14 protein-coding genes are annotated in these 15,920 nt (G+C 72.3%); 3 read left to right on the top strand and 11 right to left on the bottom strand.

From position 1 onward, the window contains the following. Window positions 1–26: 26 nt before the first annotated feature. Window positions 27–413, bottom strand: a complete 387-nt coding sequence (locus tag ACIPJ2_RS17615) for an SdpI family protein (protein WP_402729920.1) — start codon at window positions 411–413, stop codon at window positions 27–29. Here ACIPJ2_RS17615 and ACIPJ2_RS17610 point away from each other — a divergent pair. After that, window positions 391–1,281 (top strand): serine hydrolase domain-containing protein, encoded by an 891-nt coding sequence (locus ACIPJ2_RS17610; RefSeq protein ID WP_402729919.1) that lies wholly within the window; start codon window positions 391–393, stop codon window positions 1,279–1,281. The two genes, ACIPJ2_RS17615 and ACIPJ2_RS17610, sit on opposite strands and share 23 nt — an antisense overlap. 84 nt (window positions 1,282–1,365) lie before the next feature. On the opposite strand, the gene ACIPJ2_RS17605 is transcribed toward ACIPJ2_RS17610, so the two are convergent. From ACIPJ2_RS17605 to ACIPJ2_RS17570, 8 genes are all read right to left on the bottom strand, one after another. Then, on the bottom strand, window positions 1,366–1,791 hold the full coding sequence (locus ACIPJ2_RS17605; RefSeq protein ID WP_402729918.1) for a PRC-barrel domain-containing protein: 426 nt from the start codon (window positions 1,789–1,791) through the stop codon (window positions 1,366–1,368). Window positions 1,792–1,860: 69 nt separating this feature from the next. After that, complete coding sequence (locus tag ACIPJ2_RS17600; RefSeq protein ID WP_402729917.1) at window positions 1,861–2,028, bottom strand: hypothetical protein; 168 nt, start codon at window positions 2,026–2,028, stop codon at window positions 1,861–1,863. A gap of 185 nt (window positions 2,029–2,213) precedes the next feature. Then, window positions 2,214–2,906, bottom strand: coding sequence for a helix-turn-helix domain-containing protein (locus tag ACIPJ2_RS17595; protein ID WP_402729916.1), 693 nt, complete (start codon window positions 2,904–2,906; stop codon window positions 2,214–2,216). A gap of 23 nt (window positions 2,907–2,929) precedes the next feature. After that, window positions 2,930–4,654 carry an allophanate hydrolase gene (gene atzF / locus ACIPJ2_RS17590; protein WP_402729915.1) on the bottom strand — a complete coding sequence of 575 codons (1,725 nt, stop codon included), beginning with the start codon at window positions 4,652–4,654 and terminating at the stop codon, window positions 2,930–2,932. After that, window positions 4,651–8,319, bottom strand: a complete 3,669-nt coding sequence (gene uca, locus ACIPJ2_RS17585; protein ID WP_402729965.1) for an urea carboxylase — start codon at window positions 8,317–8,319, stop codon at window positions 4,651–4,653. The genes atzF and uca overlap by 4 nt, the downstream gene beginning before the upstream one ends. Next, window positions 8,316–9,008, bottom strand: a complete 693-nt coding sequence (locus tag ACIPJ2_RS17580) for an urea amidolyase associated protein UAAP2 (RefSeq protein WP_402729914.1) — start codon at window positions 9,006–9,008, stop codon at window positions 8,316–8,318. Before ACIPJ2_RS17580 ends, uca begins: the two co-directional genes overlap by 4 nt. Continuing rightward, a complete protein-coding gene (locus ACIPJ2_RS17575; RefSeq protein WP_402729913.1) occupies window positions 9,008–9,847 on the bottom strand; it encodes an urea amidolyase associated protein UAAP1 in 840 nt (279 codons plus the stop codon). Before ACIPJ2_RS17575 ends, ACIPJ2_RS17580 begins: the two co-directional genes overlap by 1 nt. Window positions 9,848–9,874: 27 nt before the next feature. Then, a complete protein-coding gene (locus tag ACIPJ2_RS17570; protein ID WP_402729912.1) occupies window positions 9,875–11,461 on the bottom strand; it encodes an amino acid permease in 1,587 nt (528 codons plus the stop codon). Window positions 11,462–11,685: 224 nt separating this feature from the next. Here ACIPJ2_RS17570 and ACIPJ2_RS17565 point away from each other — a divergent pair, with 224 nt between their 5' ends. Together ACIPJ2_RS17565 and ACIPJ2_RS17560 are read left to right on the top strand one after the other, a co-directional pair. Beyond that, window positions 11,686–12,705, top strand: coding sequence for a hypothetical protein (locus tag ACIPJ2_RS17565; RefSeq protein WP_402729911.1), 1,020 nt, complete (start codon window positions 11,686–11,688; stop codon window positions 12,703–12,705). 29 nt (window positions 12,706–12,734) lie between these two features. Then, window positions 12,735–14,189, top strand: coding sequence for an aldehyde dehydrogenase family protein (locus tag ACIPJ2_RS17560; RefSeq protein WP_402729910.1), 1,455 nt, complete (start codon window positions 12,735–12,737; stop codon window positions 14,187–14,189). 25 nt (window positions 14,190–14,214) lie between these two features. On the opposite strand, the gene ACIPJ2_RS17555 is transcribed toward ACIPJ2_RS17560, so the two are convergent. After that, on the bottom strand, window positions 14,215–15,393 hold the full coding sequence (locus ACIPJ2_RS17555; protein ID WP_402729909.1) for an MFS transporter: 1,179 nt from the start codon (window positions 15,391–15,393) through the stop codon (window positions 14,215–14,217). After that, window positions 15,390–15,896 carry a RidA family protein gene (locus ACIPJ2_RS17550; RefSeq protein ID WP_402729908.1) on the bottom strand — a complete coding sequence of 169 codons (507 nt, stop codon included), beginning with the start codon at window positions 15,894–15,896 and terminating at the stop codon, window positions 15,390–15,392. Before ACIPJ2_RS17550 ends, ACIPJ2_RS17555 begins: the two co-directional genes overlap by 4 nt. Window positions 15,897–15,920 lie beyond the last annotated feature (24 nt).

The raw sequence follows: 15,920 nt of genomic DNA, 5'->3' as shown, positions 1-15,920 counted from the left end.
GCCGCCTCGCTTCCGGCGTTCAGCGATCACACATCGCGGCGTGGGGGCTGAGGCGTGCCGACCTCGTCGCCCGATGCTCGGCGCACGGCCCTGTGTGCCGCTGGGATGGACAGGAGGGCTCCGCCCACGAGCAGGACCGAGGCGACGATCACCGACGACGGCGTACGAAGCGGGGCGATGAGGATGGTCAGCACGGACCAGGCGACGGTGATCAACCCAGAGATGAGCGTCGGACGCAGCGCGGCGCGGTGCCCTGTCCGCCAGGCCCGGTCGCTGGACATCGTGATCCTGGTCCGGACCCCCGCGAACCCGTTCCGACCCAGCGATCCGACTGCGGCTCGCCACGTCACCCAGGCGACGAGTACTGCTGCGCCGATCTCGGCCATCAGCGTGATCACCATTGCTCCAGACACGGCACCGACGCTAGCGTCCTGGAATGTGAACGGCAATGTACTTGGGGGACTGTGGCGCGCAAGTCTTCGCGCAGCCGATGGGTGGCGGACCGTTCGAGAGCCCAAAGGGCCCTACGCCGACGCATCGTTGCTCGAGTGGGGCAGCATCACGAAAGGGCTCGTCGGGACGACAGCTTCGATCACCCTCGAGGTCGAGCGACCGGTCGCGGACTACCTCCCCGGTGTGCCCGATGCTGCGATGACCATCGCCGACCTCGTCCACCACACCTCCGGGCTGCCACGAGTACCGGCAACGATCCGGGACAGTCTCTTCCGCGACCCGTACAGCTCGGCCGTGGGTGTTCCGCTGGACCTGGCAGCCGCGCTCCCGGTCTCGCCTCGAGGGCAGTACGTGTACTCGAACCTCGGGTACGCGCTCCTGGGTGCCGTTCTCGACAAGGTGCACGGGGACTGGTTCGCCGCAGTGCGGGAGCGCGTCCTGCAGCCGGCTGGCATCACGTCGGCCGCGCTCGTGCCCGATCCGTCGGATCGGGTCATGCCGAGACTCCTCGGTCGCGCGATCCGGCCGTGGGCGCTCGGTGCGGGGTCGTTCGCGGCGGCAGGTGGGGTGTGGTCGACGTTCGACGACCTGTGCCGCTACGCCGACTGGGCGCTCGAGCCAGGCGCCCCGAGCTGTCGCACCGTGAGTTGGCAGCGCTCGGGAGGATCCGTCTGGATCAACGGTGAGGTTCGAGCTGCGGGGGCGGTGATCGCCAGTGCGGGTGGTGTCACCGCCGTGGTCCACGCGCTCGCGAAGGCCCCTGGCGCGGCTGATCGGATCGCCGCGACGCTCGTCGAGCAGGAGGTGCGGCGGACGCCTGACGGGTGACCATGAGACCAACGCGGCCCACCTGGCGGAGTCGAGTCGAGCCTCCATGTCGGATCTGGAGCCTGGCCGAGGTGGAGAGCGTCGTCACGCCGGCGGCGTCGTCCCCGCGCCCTCCGTGTCATCCGCGCCCGCCGGACCGGTACCGGCCTGATCGAGGTTCTCGTGCGGATCGCCCATGTCGCCTGTTGCCTTGCCCGCGGGGGACAGTCCGAAGTGCTTGCGGACGGTGTTCTCCTCGGCGAGGGACAGGGTGTTCCCGGCTCCGGGGGAGGGCGCGCCCTTGATCGCACTCTTCGCGTACCCGACGTGCAGGTCGGTGCCGTCGAACGTCGCGTCCTCGACCGGCACGAGCGTGGTGCGACCCCCGAAGATCCCGGTCGCGACGCTCACGAACGCAGCGCTGCCGTCCGATTCGGAAGGGAACACCTGCGCGACCTTGCCGACCGATGTGCCGTCGCGGTCCCGGACGGTCGCGTTCTCGATCTCGTGGATCGTGCTCTTGGTGATCATGGGCGTAGTCAACGCCCTGTGCCCGCGCGGGCCGGTCAGATAGCGATGTGCGTCACGGGGCTGACGGGGTCATCGTCGTCGTGCCGCGACGGCGAAGACCGCGGCCGCGATGCCGAGCACGACCAGGACCGACAGCCACGCGAGGCCGGGGAGGTCGAACAGGAGTATCGCCACCGCGATGGCGATCAGCACGACGGGTGTTGCGAACCACAGCGCGGTCCGGGTGTTGGCGTTCATCTGGTCTCCCTATGTCGCACGGACGCAGACGATGACCGACCTGGCGCCCGAGTTGGCTTCGGAGCGGATCGTTCGAACTCTAGCCGCACCCGCCCGGACGGCGGTTTCGGCTCGTCGGGAGGCGAGCCCCGTACCAACGCGACGCGATCGCCGACTGCTGCGACAGCGGGAAGTTGCTCGTGCGCTCAGACCGAAGCGGCAGCGAGCAGCGCATCGGCCTCCCGTCGCGCGTCGCCGACGGCGTCCTCGCCGAGCCCACACGCGCGCAGGCACGCGCCCGTGATCGCCTCGCGCGCCTGCTCGTCCACCTCCCCGGTGCGGCGCAACTGGATGACGGTCTCCGCGAGCTGGATGAGGATGCCGCCCAGGAGCTCGGGCGGCACCGCTCCACGGATGTCGTCCGTCGCGGCCAGGGCACCGAGCCGTCCGTACGCGTCCCGGAGCTCCTGGCGGTCGGCACGGAAGCCCTCGTACCGGTCGCCCTGCACCTCCGGCAGCAGGTAGAGCGTCCCGATGTTGTGGGGCGTGCGGGCGAGCGTGTCGATGTCGATGAGGACGAGTGCGGCGAGGGCGCCCGCGGCGGAGACGGAGCCGTGGACACGCTCTTCGAGGCCTCGCACCACGTCGAGGCTCGGGCGGACCGAGGTCGCGAGCAGCTCGACGAGCACCTCGTCCTTGCCGGCGAAGTGGTGGTACAGCGATGCCTGTCGGATCCCGACGCGCTCGGCGATCGCCCGGGTCGAGGTGGCGCTGAAGCCGTTCTCGACGAACAGGGCCGCGGCGGCGTCGAGGATCTGGTCGCGAGGGCTCAGTCCGGACGCCGTGTCCGGGACGACACGCGGTCTGCCGATACGGGCGGGCCGGTCGTCGGAGGACATGCCACCATCCTCACATCCGAGCGTCAAACGTGCTCCCGGGCAGCGTGCCGGTAGGCGCGCCAGCCGCCGTGGTGCGTGATGTCCTCGGCGCCCTCGACGGCGTGCGCCTCGACGGTGAACCCGGTGACCGTGGTCCCGTCGTCGAGCGTCACCGAACCGATCGCCATCGGCGCGGGGAGCGCCGCGACGAAGGTCCCGAAGCCGGCGGCGGGGAGCCGCCACACCTCACCGACGATCGAGCCGGGATCGGAGGCCGACGCCGCCGGCGCGACCGGACCCGACCGGACCAGCCCCGGCTTCGGCGGCACCGTGTCGAGTGCGTACAGCCGGTAGTCGGAGGCGGTGCGTGCCTCCCGGACGAACGTGCCGCCCGCGGCGACGAGCTGACCGTTCAGTGGCTGGTCCCGCAGGTGTGCGCCGACGACGAGCAGGTCGATCGTCGGCGCGGTGAAGGCCGCGGCCAGCGCGGCGAGGCGGCGGTCGCTGAACGCGGGCCCGGTGAGCATGACGCCGAACGGCAGCCCGTCGACGAAGCCGGCCGGCACCGCGAGGGACGCCATGTCGAGCAGGTTCGCGAAGTTCGTGTACCGCCCCATCCGGCTGTTCGCGCCGATCGGGTCGGCAGCGACCTCGTCCAGGGTCGGGTGCCACGTCGTGGTGGGGGTGAGGAGCGCATTGGTGCCGTCCAGGGCCGCGCGACCGGCAGCGCCGAACGCGTCGAGCCGCTCCTGGTCGGCGAAGAGCTCCGCGGCGGTGGGGGCCGCACCGCCGAGCACGATCCCGGCGACCGTCGGGTCCAGGTCCTCGCCGATCTCGTCGCGGTGCGCCTCGATGTGGGCGCCGACCGCCGCGTACCGCTCTGCGACGAACGCGCCGTCGTAGAGCAGCGTCGCGGCGTCGAGCAGCGGCGCGATGTCGACCTCGACGATCTCGTGGCCGAGGGCGCGGAACCGGTCCACCGCGCGCTCGAAGGCCTCGCTCCAGCCTGGCGCGAGTCCGTCGAGCTGCGACGGCAGCGGGACGGCGATGCGCGGCACTGCGGGAAGGACGACGAGGGCGCCGTCGGTCAGGGCTGCGTCGGTCCGGGCGAGCGGGTCGACGCCGTCGGGCCCGGCCATCAGCTCGGTGGCCGTCCGAGCGAGGTCGAGGGACCGGGCGAAGACGGTGACGCAGTCCTGCGACCGGCAGGCAGGGACGACGCCGGTGTTCGGCACGAGCCCCTTGCTGGGCTTCACGCCGATGAGGTGGTTCAGCGCCGCCGGGACGCGTCCGGACCCGGCGGTGTCGGTGCCGAGTGCGAAGTCGACGATGCCCAGGGCGACGGCGGTCGCGCTGCCACTCGAGGAACCTCCGGAGATGCGGGAGGCGTCCCAGGCGTTCCGGACGGCGCCGAAGGGGGAGCGGGTGCCGACCAGACCGGTGGCGAACTGGTCGAGGTTCGTCTTGCCGACGACGACCGCGCCGGCGGCACGGAGCCGGGCGACCGCGGTGGCGTCGGCCGTCGGCGTGTACGCGTACGACCGGGCGGCCGCGGTGGTGGGCAGCCCGGCGACGTCGATGTTGTCCTTCACCGCGAAGAGCATCCCGGCGAGGGGTAGTGACCGGTCCACGGACTCGGCCTCCGCCAGGACGGCGGCGCGGTCGCGCAGGGTGATCCAGACCTCGGGACGGTCGACGGCGTCGATCCGGTCGAAGGCGGCCCGGACCCGGTCCGCGGCCGTGCCGGGTTCGCCGACGACCCCGTTCACGCGGCACTTCCGATCGCTGCCAGGACCTGTCCCGGTGCGACCTGGTCGCCCGGCTTGATGTAGATCTCCAACACGTGTCCTTCCACGGGTGCGTGCACCATCGATTCCATCTTCATCGCCTCCACGGCCAGCAGCCGCTGTCCTTCGTCCACCCGGTCGCCCGGTCGGACGTCCACCTGCCACACGGTCGAGGTGAACGGCGCGGTCACCGCGGTCGCGCCGGCGGGCAGGACCACCTCGTCGGGCACGACCACGGCCGGTTCGTCGCGGACGTCGAACTCGCCCGAGGCCCGCCACCGGTCCTTCTCCTCGTCGAACGCCCGGGTCTGCTGCGCCCGGAAGTCCGCGATGGAGGCAGCGTTGTCGCTGAGGAACCGGTTGTACGACGCGATCGAGAACTCGCCGTCGACGGTCTCGAAGGACCCACGGCCGGCGTCGGTCTCGGCGCGCAGTTCGAGTAGCTCCTCGGCGCCGACCGGGTACCACTCGATGCGGTCGAAGAACCGCAGCGCCCACGGGTCCTCCTGGAACAGGCCGCCGCGGCGGAACCGGTTCCAGATCTGCACGGTGCGGCCGACGAACTGGTAGCCGCCAGGCCCTTCCATGCCGTAGATGCAGAGGTAGGCGCCGCCGATGCCGACCGAGTTCTCGGCCGTCCAGGTACGAGCCGGGTTGTACTTCGTCGTGACGAGGCGGTGCCGCGGGTCGAGTGGTGTGGCGACCGGTGCGCCGAGGTACACGTCGCCCAGGCCGAGCACGAGGTAGCTCGCATCGAACACGGTGCGGAAGACGTCGTCCACGCTGTCGAGGCCGTTGACCCGACGGATGAACTCGATGTTCCACGGCGTCCACGGGGCGTCGTTCCGGACACCGGCCATGTACCGCTCGATCGCGAGCCGGGTGGCCGGGTCGTCCCAGGACAGCGGCAGCTTGACGGTGCGCGACGGCACGACGAGCTGGTCGGTCGGCGGGATCTCGTCCTCGAGCTCGCGGAGGAGTCCGGCCATCGTGCTCGCCTTCAGCACCGAGGCGTCGGTGTGCACCTGCAGCGAGCGGATGCCGGGGGTGATGTCGAGGATCCCCGCCGGCGCCTCCTCCTGCAGCTTCGTCATGAGGGCGTGGACGCGCATCCGCAGCGCGATGTCGAGGGTCATGTCGCCGTACTCGACGAGCACGTTGTCGTCGCCGTCACGCCGGTACGCGACGCCCGGTCGGGCGGGAGTCGCGTCCAGGCGCGCGATCACCCCGTCGTCGCCGTCACCTCCGGTGCGCGGCACCGACCTGGAGGCTCGGTTCGCCTCGAGCGCGGCGGCGTCGGCTTCGCGGACGGGGACGAACCGGACCGTGTCGCCCGGTCGGAGCTGGCCGAGCTTCCACAGGTCGCCGCTGGCGACCACCGCCGGACAGACGAACCCGCCGAGCGAGGGTCCGTCCGGGCCGAGGATGATCGGGGTGTCGCCGGTGAAGTCGATCGCGCCGACGGCGTACGGGGTGTCGTGGATGTTCGAGGGGTGCAGTCCCGCCTCGCCGCCGTCCGTCCGCGCCCAGCCCGGCCGGGGGCCGATGAGCCGGATCCCGGTGCGGGCGGAGTTGTGGTGCACGGCGTAGTCGGTGGCGTAGAAGACGTCGAGGTCGGCGCGGGTGAAGAAGTCCGGCGCCGCGTGCGGCCCCTCGGTGACGGCGATCTCCCACGAGTCGGTGAGTGCGGTGCGCCGTTCGGCGGGGGTCGGGCCGCTGACCAGCCCGAGCCTGGTGCCGGCGGGGAAGGCGGGGTGCTGCGCGTCCGAGTCCGGTGACCCCGGTCGCAGGACGTCACCGGCGAGCAGCGCCCGACCGGCGTGGCCGCCGAAGCCGCCGAGCGTGAACGTCGCGGCCGAGCCGAGGTACGTCGGGACGTCGAAGCCGCCGCGGACCGCCAGGTAGCTGCGGAGCCCGGGCCCCTGGGCGGTGCCGACCGTGAGGGTCTGCCCTGCGCCGACCTCGACCGGTTCCCACAGCGACAGCGGCTCGCCGTCGAGGGCGGCTGGCGCCGGAGCGCCGGTGAGGGCGACCACACCGGCGGTCGAGAAGCGCAGGGTCGGGCCGGTCGCCGTGATCTCCAGGGCTGGAGCGCCGTCCGGGTTGCCCACCGCGCGGTTCGCCTCCGCGAACGACGCGGCGTCGAAGGGTCCGCTCGGTGGGACACCGACCTGCCAGTACCCGACCCGACCCGGGAGGTCCTGGATCGTCGTCATGGTGCCGGCCACCACGACGTCGATGCGCGGATCCGGATCGTCGGTCGCGTCGAGCGTCGAGGTGGAGTGCGTGGCGGTCCGCAGCTCGAGGTCGTCGGTCAGGGAGCGCAGGAGCCCGGCGTTCGTGACGATGCCGTCGACGCGGGTGTCGGCGAGGGCGTCCCGGAGGAGGTCGAGGGCGTCGTCGCGGGTCTCCCCGGTGGCGATGACCTTCGCGAGCATCGGGTCGTAGAAGGCGGACACCACGGAGCCGGTCTCGACCCAGCCGTCGACGCGGACGCCGGCCCGCTCGGGGAACACCGCCTGGGTGACGAGGCCGCTCGAGGGGAGTGAGCCCTTCGCCGGGTCCTCGGCGTAGACCCGGGCCTCGACGGCGTGCCCGGTCGGGGTCCAGCTGCGCGTGAAGACATCGGGTTCGATGCCGGTGGCGCCGTCGCGGGCCAGGCGGAGCATGAGCTCGACGAGGTCGACGCCGAAGACCTCCTCGGTCACCGGGTGCTCGACCTGCAGCCGGGTGTTCACCTCGAGGAAGGACGCTTCTTCGCGGACCGAGTCGTAGACGAACTCGACGGTGCCGGCGCTGCGGTACCCGACGCTCTCGGCGAGCCGACGGGCGGACGTGTGCAGAGCCTCCCGGACGTGTCGCGGGAGTGCCGGGGCCGGGGCCTCCTCGATCACCTTCTGGTTGCGGCGCTGGAGCGAGCAGTCACGGTCGCCGATCACGGCGACGCGACCCTCGCCGTCGCCGAAGAGCTGCACCTCGACGTGGCGCGCCGGTCGGACGAGCCGCTCGAGGAAGATGCCGGCGGACCCGAACGCGGCGGAGGCGGTGCGCTCGACGCTCGCGTACGCCTGTCGGACCTCGTCGAGCGTCGCGCATGCCTGCATGCCGATGCCGCCGCCGCCCCCTGTGGCCTTGAGCATGACGGGCAGGCCGATGCGCTCGGCCTGGGCGACCGCTTCGTCGACGTCCGCGAGGAGGCCGGTCCCCGCGAGCATCGGCACCCCGGCCGCTGCGGCGAGCTCGCGGGCGGTGTGCTTCGCGCCGAACTGCACGATCTGGTCGGCCGTCGGGCCGACGAACCGGATGCCGGCGTCCTCGCACGCGCGGGCGAACGCGGTGTTCTCGGACAGGAAGCCGTACCCGGGGTGCACGAGACCGGCGCCGGTGTCCATCGCGGCGCGCACCACGGCGTCGATGTCCAGGTACGAGTCGCGTGCGGGCGCCGGACCGAGGCGGACGGCGACGTCGGCCTCGCGGACGTGCGGTGCTGCACGGTCGGCGTCCGAGAAGACGGCGACGGTGCGCATGCCGAGCGCCTTGGCGGAGCGGATCACGCGACGGGCGATCTCACCACGGTTGGCGACGAGCACGGTGTTCGGATCACGTTCCACGGTGTCGCTCCCGGTGGGGTCGAGCGCGGCGGTCACGGCCGGACCACGATCATGCGCAGCGGGGTGCAGGAGAAGTCGTTGCACGGGTTGTTCATCTGCGGGCAGTTCGACACGATCACCAGGACGTCCCGCTCGGCGCGGACGGCGACCCGCTTGCCCGGGGCGCTCATGCCGTCGACGATGCCGAGTGCGCCGTCGGCCTCGACCGGCACGTTCATGAACCAGTTGAGGTTCGACACGATGTCCCGCACGCCGAGCCCGTGCCGACCGGCCTCGGCGAGGAAGTTCTCGCGGCAGCCGTGCTGGTACTGCGTGTGGTGACCGTACCGGAGCGTGTTCGACTCCTTCGAGCACGCGCCGCCGATGGTGTCCTGGCGGTCGATCTCGTTCGCGACGACGATCATCAGCGGACGGCCCTCGTTCGACATGAGCACGGTGCCGGTCCGGACGTAGGCGTTGCCCTGGGCCGCCAGCGTGTCGGGCACGCTGTAGCGCTCGTCGGGGTCGTGCGCGTCGTAGACCAGGCAGTCGGCGCTCTGGTTGCCGCCGACGTCGACGATGGTGAGCACCTCGCCCGCCCGCACCACGGCGGACCACGGCGCGAGCGGGGCGACCCGGTTGTCGCGGACCACGACCCCTGGTACGAGCGACTCGCCCCAGTCGAGCGGGACGTCGGGTGCGTGGACGGCCCCGACGGGGACCGTGGACGTCAGCGTGTCGGTCATCAGCAGCCTCGTGCTTCCGCGTGGTCGATCGAGTTCAGGTAGGCGCGGGTGAGCTCCGGCGACGCGCTGAAGCGGTCGTCGTCGGCCGTGGTCGGGGCGCCGCGCCAGGCGTGCACACGCAGGGGACCGACCGCGTACTCGGGGCGGGGGTCGATCGGGTGGGCGACGTTCGCGACGAGGACGAGCAGCGGCAGCTCGGCGACCAGCGTGACGTGGTGACCGGGGCCGGACGATCCGGTGAACTCCATCGCGCCGTCCTGGTCGATGCGCACGCCCTGGAAGAACGAGACGCTCGGCGGCAGGTCCCGCTTCGTGAGTCCGTGCTTCGCCGCGGCCTTCGCGAAGAGCGACCGTCCGCTCGGCGTCGGACCCTCGGGTGCCGCGCCGCCGTACTTGCGTTCGTTCCACGCGTCGGTGGAGGTGCCGCAGAACGCGTCGTGGTGTCCGGACGTGTCCTCGAGCACGGTTGCGAGTGCCCGGCCGTCGCCGCTGAGCAGGGGGGAGCCCTGGCCGAGGTACGCCTGCCACGGGATCTTCTGGGTGTCCGCGACGTTGAGGCGCTCCCACGGTTCGAAGGCGTTGAACAGCAGAAGATGAGCGCAGGCAGCACCCGTGGGGTCGTCGAACCGGATCCGGGACCCCCGGGCGAGCACCTTGTGGGTGTACCCGCCCGGGGCGACCGTCTCGGCCCAGACCAGATCGGCCGGGTCAACATCCTCGGGGGCGAACGGGGACGACGACGCGGGGAGGTACGGCATCCAGTCGGACGTGGCACCGCCCTGGGCGCGGGCGTCCGAGCGCGAGGCGGTCACGCTGTCGGTCTGGTGCAGGTCACGCACGGTGGTTCCTTCCGGTGGTGCTGGTGTTCAGGCCTTGACGGGGGTGGGGGCGGTGTGTGGGACCTCGGCGAGGGTGATCGGACCGTGCGCGCGGTGCCGCCACGACGACCACGCCCAGCCGACGAGCAGCACGGCGCCGATGAACAGCAGCGCGCTGTACTGCAGCCACCACGAGTGGCCGGTCAGGTCGTAGATTTCCGGGCGGGGCCAGATGAGGTTGACGGCCATGCCGATCTGGAACGCGACGGCGAGGGCGTTGAGCGGGATCCCCCAGCGGCCGAGGGTGAAGAGCGGCTTGCCGTCCTCGTCGACGCCCGTCGTCAGCCCCGTCCGGCGACGGCGGACGCGCTCGACGAGCAGTGGGCCGGTGACGCCGAGGTACGCCAGGTAGAGCATCGCGATGCACAGGCTGGAGAGCGCCGTGAAGATGGCGGACTGACCGATGTTCACGGCGAGGGCCAGGCCGGCGCCGACCCCCACGACGACCGAGGCGGCGATCGGGGTGCCGGTGCGGGGTGAGACGCGGGCGAGCGTGCGGTGGAAGGGCAACGCGTGCTCGCGCGCCATCGAGTAGACCATGCGGGCCCCGGCGGTCTGTACCGCGAGCGTGCAGGCGAAGACCGCGACCGCGACGGTGCAGAGCAGCAGGCGTCCTGGGACGTCGCCGAGCGCGGACGTGATCACCCACGCCAGGCCCTCGGTCGCGAGCCTGCCGTCGGTCAGGCTCGGGGCGGCGACGAGGGCGCCGATGATGAGCAGCCCGCCACCGAGGCCCGAGACCGTGAGCGCGCGGACGATCGTCTTCGGGGTGGTGCGCCGCGGGTTGTGCGTCTCCTCGGCGAGCTCACCCGCGGAGTCGAAGCCGACCATCACGTACGCGGCCATCAGGGACGACGCCAGGAACGCCCAGACGTACGGCTCGGTGCTCGTCGACCCCGTGGTCGAGAACACCACCGCGGCCGAACGGTGCGGCAGGAGGAACAGGGCGGCGATCAGGACGACGACGCCGACGATCTCGACGAGGACGCCGAAGCTGGTCACGCGGGCCATGAAGCGGACGCTCACGATGTTGACCACCGTCGTCACGGCGAGCATCACCAGTCCGAGGACCACCGCGTTGGCGGCGCCCGTCGGTGAGGCGACGGAGGGATCCGCACCGGGCCCACCGACGAGCTGGAAGCCGGCCCAGATCGTCGGCAGGACCGCCTGGACGGCGATCGCGGCGACGGCGACGGTGAGGATCTGCCCGATGATCATCGTCCAGCCGGTGAACCAGCCGAACCGGGGCCCGGCGAGCCGGCTCGACCACTGGAAGATCGCGCCGGAGATCGGCCAGCGGGCCGCGAGCTGCGCGAAGTTCAGCGCCACGAGGAGCTGGCCGCCGAACACCAGCGGCCACGCCCAGAAGAAGGCGGCGCCGCCGAGTCCGAACCCGAGCCCGAAGAGCTGGAAGACCGTGGTGAGGATGGAGACGAAGGAGAAGCCGGCAGCGAAGGACGAGAACGAGCCGACCCCGCGGTGGAGTTCCTGCTCGTAGCCGAGACGGGCGAGGCCCTGGGAGTCGACGCTGGACGTGGCGCGCGGTGCGTGGAGCGGTGCTTCGGGAGAGCGCATGGCTACGGACCTTTCGCGGAGTACCTGTCGTGTGACAGGTAGTGCGACCAGTGTCGTGCGGGGCTGTGTCGCCGTCGTTGCCCGCCTGTTTCGTGCTCGTGTCGGAAGTCGCCCGCGTGTAAACGTTCGGGGTCGGCCGGAACGATCGGCGACACCCGTGGACAAGAGGGATCCAAACCGATGTAGATTGGATCCGTCAAGTCCGCCACGGTGAAAGGCACGTCGTGATCCAGACCGTCCTCGGTCCCGTCGAGTCGTCCGGGACCGGCCCGGTGTCGATGCACGAGCACCTGCTCACCGACGCCAGCGCCCTGCAGCGACCAGGGGTCGAGCAGCTCGAACCGAGCCTCGCTGTCACTGCGGACCTCGCGGCGTCCCTGCGGTGGAGTCAGCTCGCGCTGGCCGACAACCTGCGACTCGACGACCTCGACCTGCTCGCCGACGAACTGCGCATCGCGGGGGCCGCCGGCCTCGGGCTCGCGGTCGACCTGAGTTCGCTCGGCTTCGGGCCCGACCACGCCCGGCTGCCCGAACTCTCGCTCGCGAGCGGCGTCGACGTCGTCGCGGGCTACGGCGCCTACCTGCCGCGGCTGCTGCCGGACTGGTACACCGCGCTCGACACCGACGGGCGAGAGCAGCTCTTCGAACGCGCGCTGACCGAGGCCGTCCCCGGGACGCACTACCGTGCCGGCATCCTCGGCCTGATGGGCACCACGTCCGCGTTCGCCACCGCCGAGGGGGACGAGGAGCGCCGGAGCCTGACCGCTGCGGCCCGGGCCGCCGTCACCACCAGTGCCGCCGTCGTCGTCCGGCTGGCGGCCGACGCCCGGAACGGCCTCGAGGTGCTCGCGCACGTCGTCGCCGAAGGGGTGGACCCGAGCCGCGTCGTCTTCTCGACCGTCGACGAGTTCCTCGACCTGCCCTACCTGCGCGACCTCGGGCAGGCCGGAGCCGTCCTCGAGCTCTGCTTCGGCAACGAGGGCTCGCACGTCGGCCGGATCCGGAACGCCAGTGACCCGCAGCGCCTCGACGCCTTCCTCGCCCTGCGCGAGTCCGCGCCGGAGACCCGGTGGGTGTTCGGTCACGCGACCTGGACCAAGGGGCAGCTCCGCCGGCACGGCGGGCACGGCCTCGACCACCTGACCGCCCGCGTCGTGCCGGGGCTCCGGGCGCTCGGCGTGCCGGACGACGTCCTCACCCGCATCACGGTGGACGAGCCCGCTCGCCTGCTCGACCGCCCTTGACCCCGCACCGCCCACACGGAGGAACCACCATGAGAGACACGCTCGCACCCCTCGCCCCGCTCGAGCCGTTCCTCGTCGACGGGGCGTGGACCGCACCGGACGGGGCCGAACTCCTCGACGTCCTCGACCCGGCGACCGAGGTCTTGCTCACCCGGGTGCCGCAGGCCGGCCCCGCCGAGATCGACGCCGCCGTCGCCGCCGCTCGCCGAGCCCACGAGGACCGTCGGTGGAGCGGGATGAGCCCGCACGACCGCAGCCGGATCCTGGGCCGCGTCGCCGACCTCATCGAGGAGCGGCTCGAGGAGCTCGCGGTGCTCGAGACCCGCGACAACGGCAAGCCGATCGAGCGGTCCCGCGCGGACACGGCGACCTCGGCCCGGGTGTTCCGCTACTACGCGGGTGCCCCATCCCGCCTGACCGGCACCGTGGTCCCCGTCGACGGCGGCCAGCACCACGTGTACACGACCCTCGAGCCCGTCGGGGTCGCGGCGCTCATCCTGCCCTGGAACTTCCCGATCATGACCGGGGCGTTCAAGCTCGCCCCCGCGCTCGCCGCAGGCTGCACCGTCGTGGTGAAGCCGGCCGAGCAGACGCCGCTCACGATGCTCCGCATCGCGGCGATCTGCGAGGAGGCCGGTGTCCCCGCCGGGGTCGTCAACGTCCTGACCGGTGACGGTCGGGTCGGCGCCGCGCTCACCGCGCACCCGGGCGTCGACAAGGTCTCGTTCACCGGCAGCACCGAGGTCGGCCGCAAGGTGATGACCGCCGCGAGCGCCGACTTCAAGCGCCTGACGCTCGAGCTCGGTGGCAAGAGCCCGAACATCGTCTTCGAGGACGCCGACCTGGACGCGGTCGTGGTCACCGCGATGCGTGCGTCGTTCGGCCACTCGGGTCAGATGTGCACCGCCGGCAGTCGCCTGCTCGTCCAGCGTTCGGTCCTCGACGAGGTCACCGAGCGCCTCGTCGCCGCGGTCCGGAAGGTCCCGGTCGGCGACGGTCTCGACGGGGGGATCACCGTCGGGCCGCTCGTGTCCGAGGAGCAGCGGCAGCAGGTCCTCGGGTACATCGAGCAGGGCAAGGCCGAGGGCGCCACGGTCGCGGTCGGCGGCGGCGTCCCCGAGCGCCCCGGGTACTACGTCGAGCCGACGCTCTTCACCGGTGTCACGAACACGATGACGATCGCGCGCGAGGAGATCTTCGGGCCCGTCGTCGGGGTCATCCCGTTCGACGACGAGGACGAGGCGATCGCCATCGCGAACGACCAGACCTACGGGCTCGCGGCCGGCGTCTGGACCCGCGACCTCGCCCGGGCGCACCGGATGGGGCAGCGGTTGCACGCGGGGACGGTGTGGGTGAACACCTACAACCTGTTCGACCCGGCGCTGTCGTTCGGTGGCGTCGGTGAGTCCGGTCTCGGCCGGGACCTCGGCGAGGAGGCGCTCCGGGCGTTCTGCGAGTCGAAGAGCGTCGTCATCGCCCTCTGAGGCCGCGACCGCGACCGCGAGCCGGTCAGCGGCCGCGGCCGTGCCGGCCCAGCGCCGGGACGGCCGCGAGCTGCAGGGCCGCGAGCACGACGAGGGCCCAGCCGGACCCGATCGCCGACACCAGGACCCCGCCGAGGAGCGACCCGACGGCGTAGCCCGCGCTCGTGACGGCCGAGAACACGCCGACCCCGGTCGCGCGGCTGCGGTCGTCGAGCGCGCGGGTGCTGAGGATCGTCAGCGTCGGGAACAGTGGCGAGTAGCCGGCACCGACGAGCACCGCACCGGCGGCCGCCACCCGGAAGTCGTGCGCGACGGCCAGGACGACGAGCCCGGCGGCGAGGACCACCAGCGCGCCCCGCGCCGTGCGGACCGGGCCGAGCCGGTCCGGCAGTCCGCCGAGGAGCAGCCGCACCCCGACGACGCTCGCCGCGAAGACGGTGAAGACGTTCGCCGCACCGGTCAGCCCCTGCGCGCCGACCCCCTGCCCGACCAGGTGCTGGATGAGGAACGCGATCATGAAGCCCTCGGCCGCCCAGGCGACGAGGCCCGCCGCACCGGGGCGCACGACCGCACGGAGCACCGGTCCGACGCCGGTCCCCGTCGGCCGGGCCGCGCTGCGGTGTGCTGGCGCCGACCCGTTCCGGGCGAGCAGCGCCAGGGCGAGCCCGCCGAGCTGGATGCCGATCGCGACGATCCACACGGATCGGTGTCCCGCGGACTGGTAGAGGTTCTCGCCGACCACCGGGCCCACGGCGAGTCCGATCCAGACGGCGAGCCCGAAGAGGCCGAGCGCGCGGCTCCGCTGGGTGACGGGGACCTCGGCGACGACCCAGGCGGTCAGGGCCGTGGCGGTCGCGGCGTTGCCCGCGCCGAAGACGACCCGGCTCACCGCGAGCGTCGGGATGCTCAGCGCGACGAGCACGATCCCGAGGCCGACCGCCGCCAGCAGCCCGGCGCCGAGGAGCACGCGGCGCGGTCCGAGCCGATCGCTCAGGATGCCGGCCACCGGCATCGCACCGATCGCGACGAAGCCCGCGAGCGAGACGAGCAGCCCTCCGAGTGCCGCGTCTGCGCCGAGCTGGTCCGTCGCGAGGCGCGGCACGACCGGCGTGCTCGCGCCGTTCACGACGTAGCCGGCGGTCGACGCCAGGACGAGGAGCCAGAACGCCGCTCCCCGGACGCCGGTCTCGGCGAGCGGTCTCACTCCCCGGCTCGGCGCGGGCGGCACTCCAGGCTGAGCCAGAGCTCGAAGCAGGCGCTCCGCGACAGGGCCGTCGCGCCGATCGACGCCCGGCCCATCCGGCCGACGTCGGGACCGAAGACGTCGAAGAGCAGGTCGCTCGCCGCGTTCGACACCTGGTTCAGCTGTTCGAATCCGGGTGGGCAGAGCACGAAGCACAGCCCACGGGACAGCGCGGCGACCTCGTCCAGCGACCCGAGGGCGTACCGGATCATGCCGAGGGCGTTCACCGCGGTGTACCGCGCGGCCTCCTGCGCCTGCTCGAGGGTGATGTCGACACCGACGGCCCCGGGGTGCAGCATCGTGCCGTCGCGCGACTCCGGCGTCATGCCACTCAACTCCAGCAGGTCCCCGGTCCGGTGGAAGGCGCGGAGCGAACTGCCGTACCGGCCGCCGTATGGCGGGTTCGCGTAGTCCGGGATGACGAGCCCGAGTTCCAGTGCGCGGGCTTCAGCAGAGTGCTCCATGCGACCAGAGTATCCGGCGGTGGC

Origin of the sequence: Curtobacterium sp. NPDC090217, assembly GCF_044746705.1 — a bacterium.
Taxonomy (GTDB): domain Bacteria; phylum Actinomycetota; class Actinomycetes; order Actinomycetales; family Microbacteriaceae; genus Curtobacterium.
The sequence above is the reverse complement of the archived record's forward strand: the minus strand, read 5'-3'. Positions and strand labels throughout refer to the sequence as shown.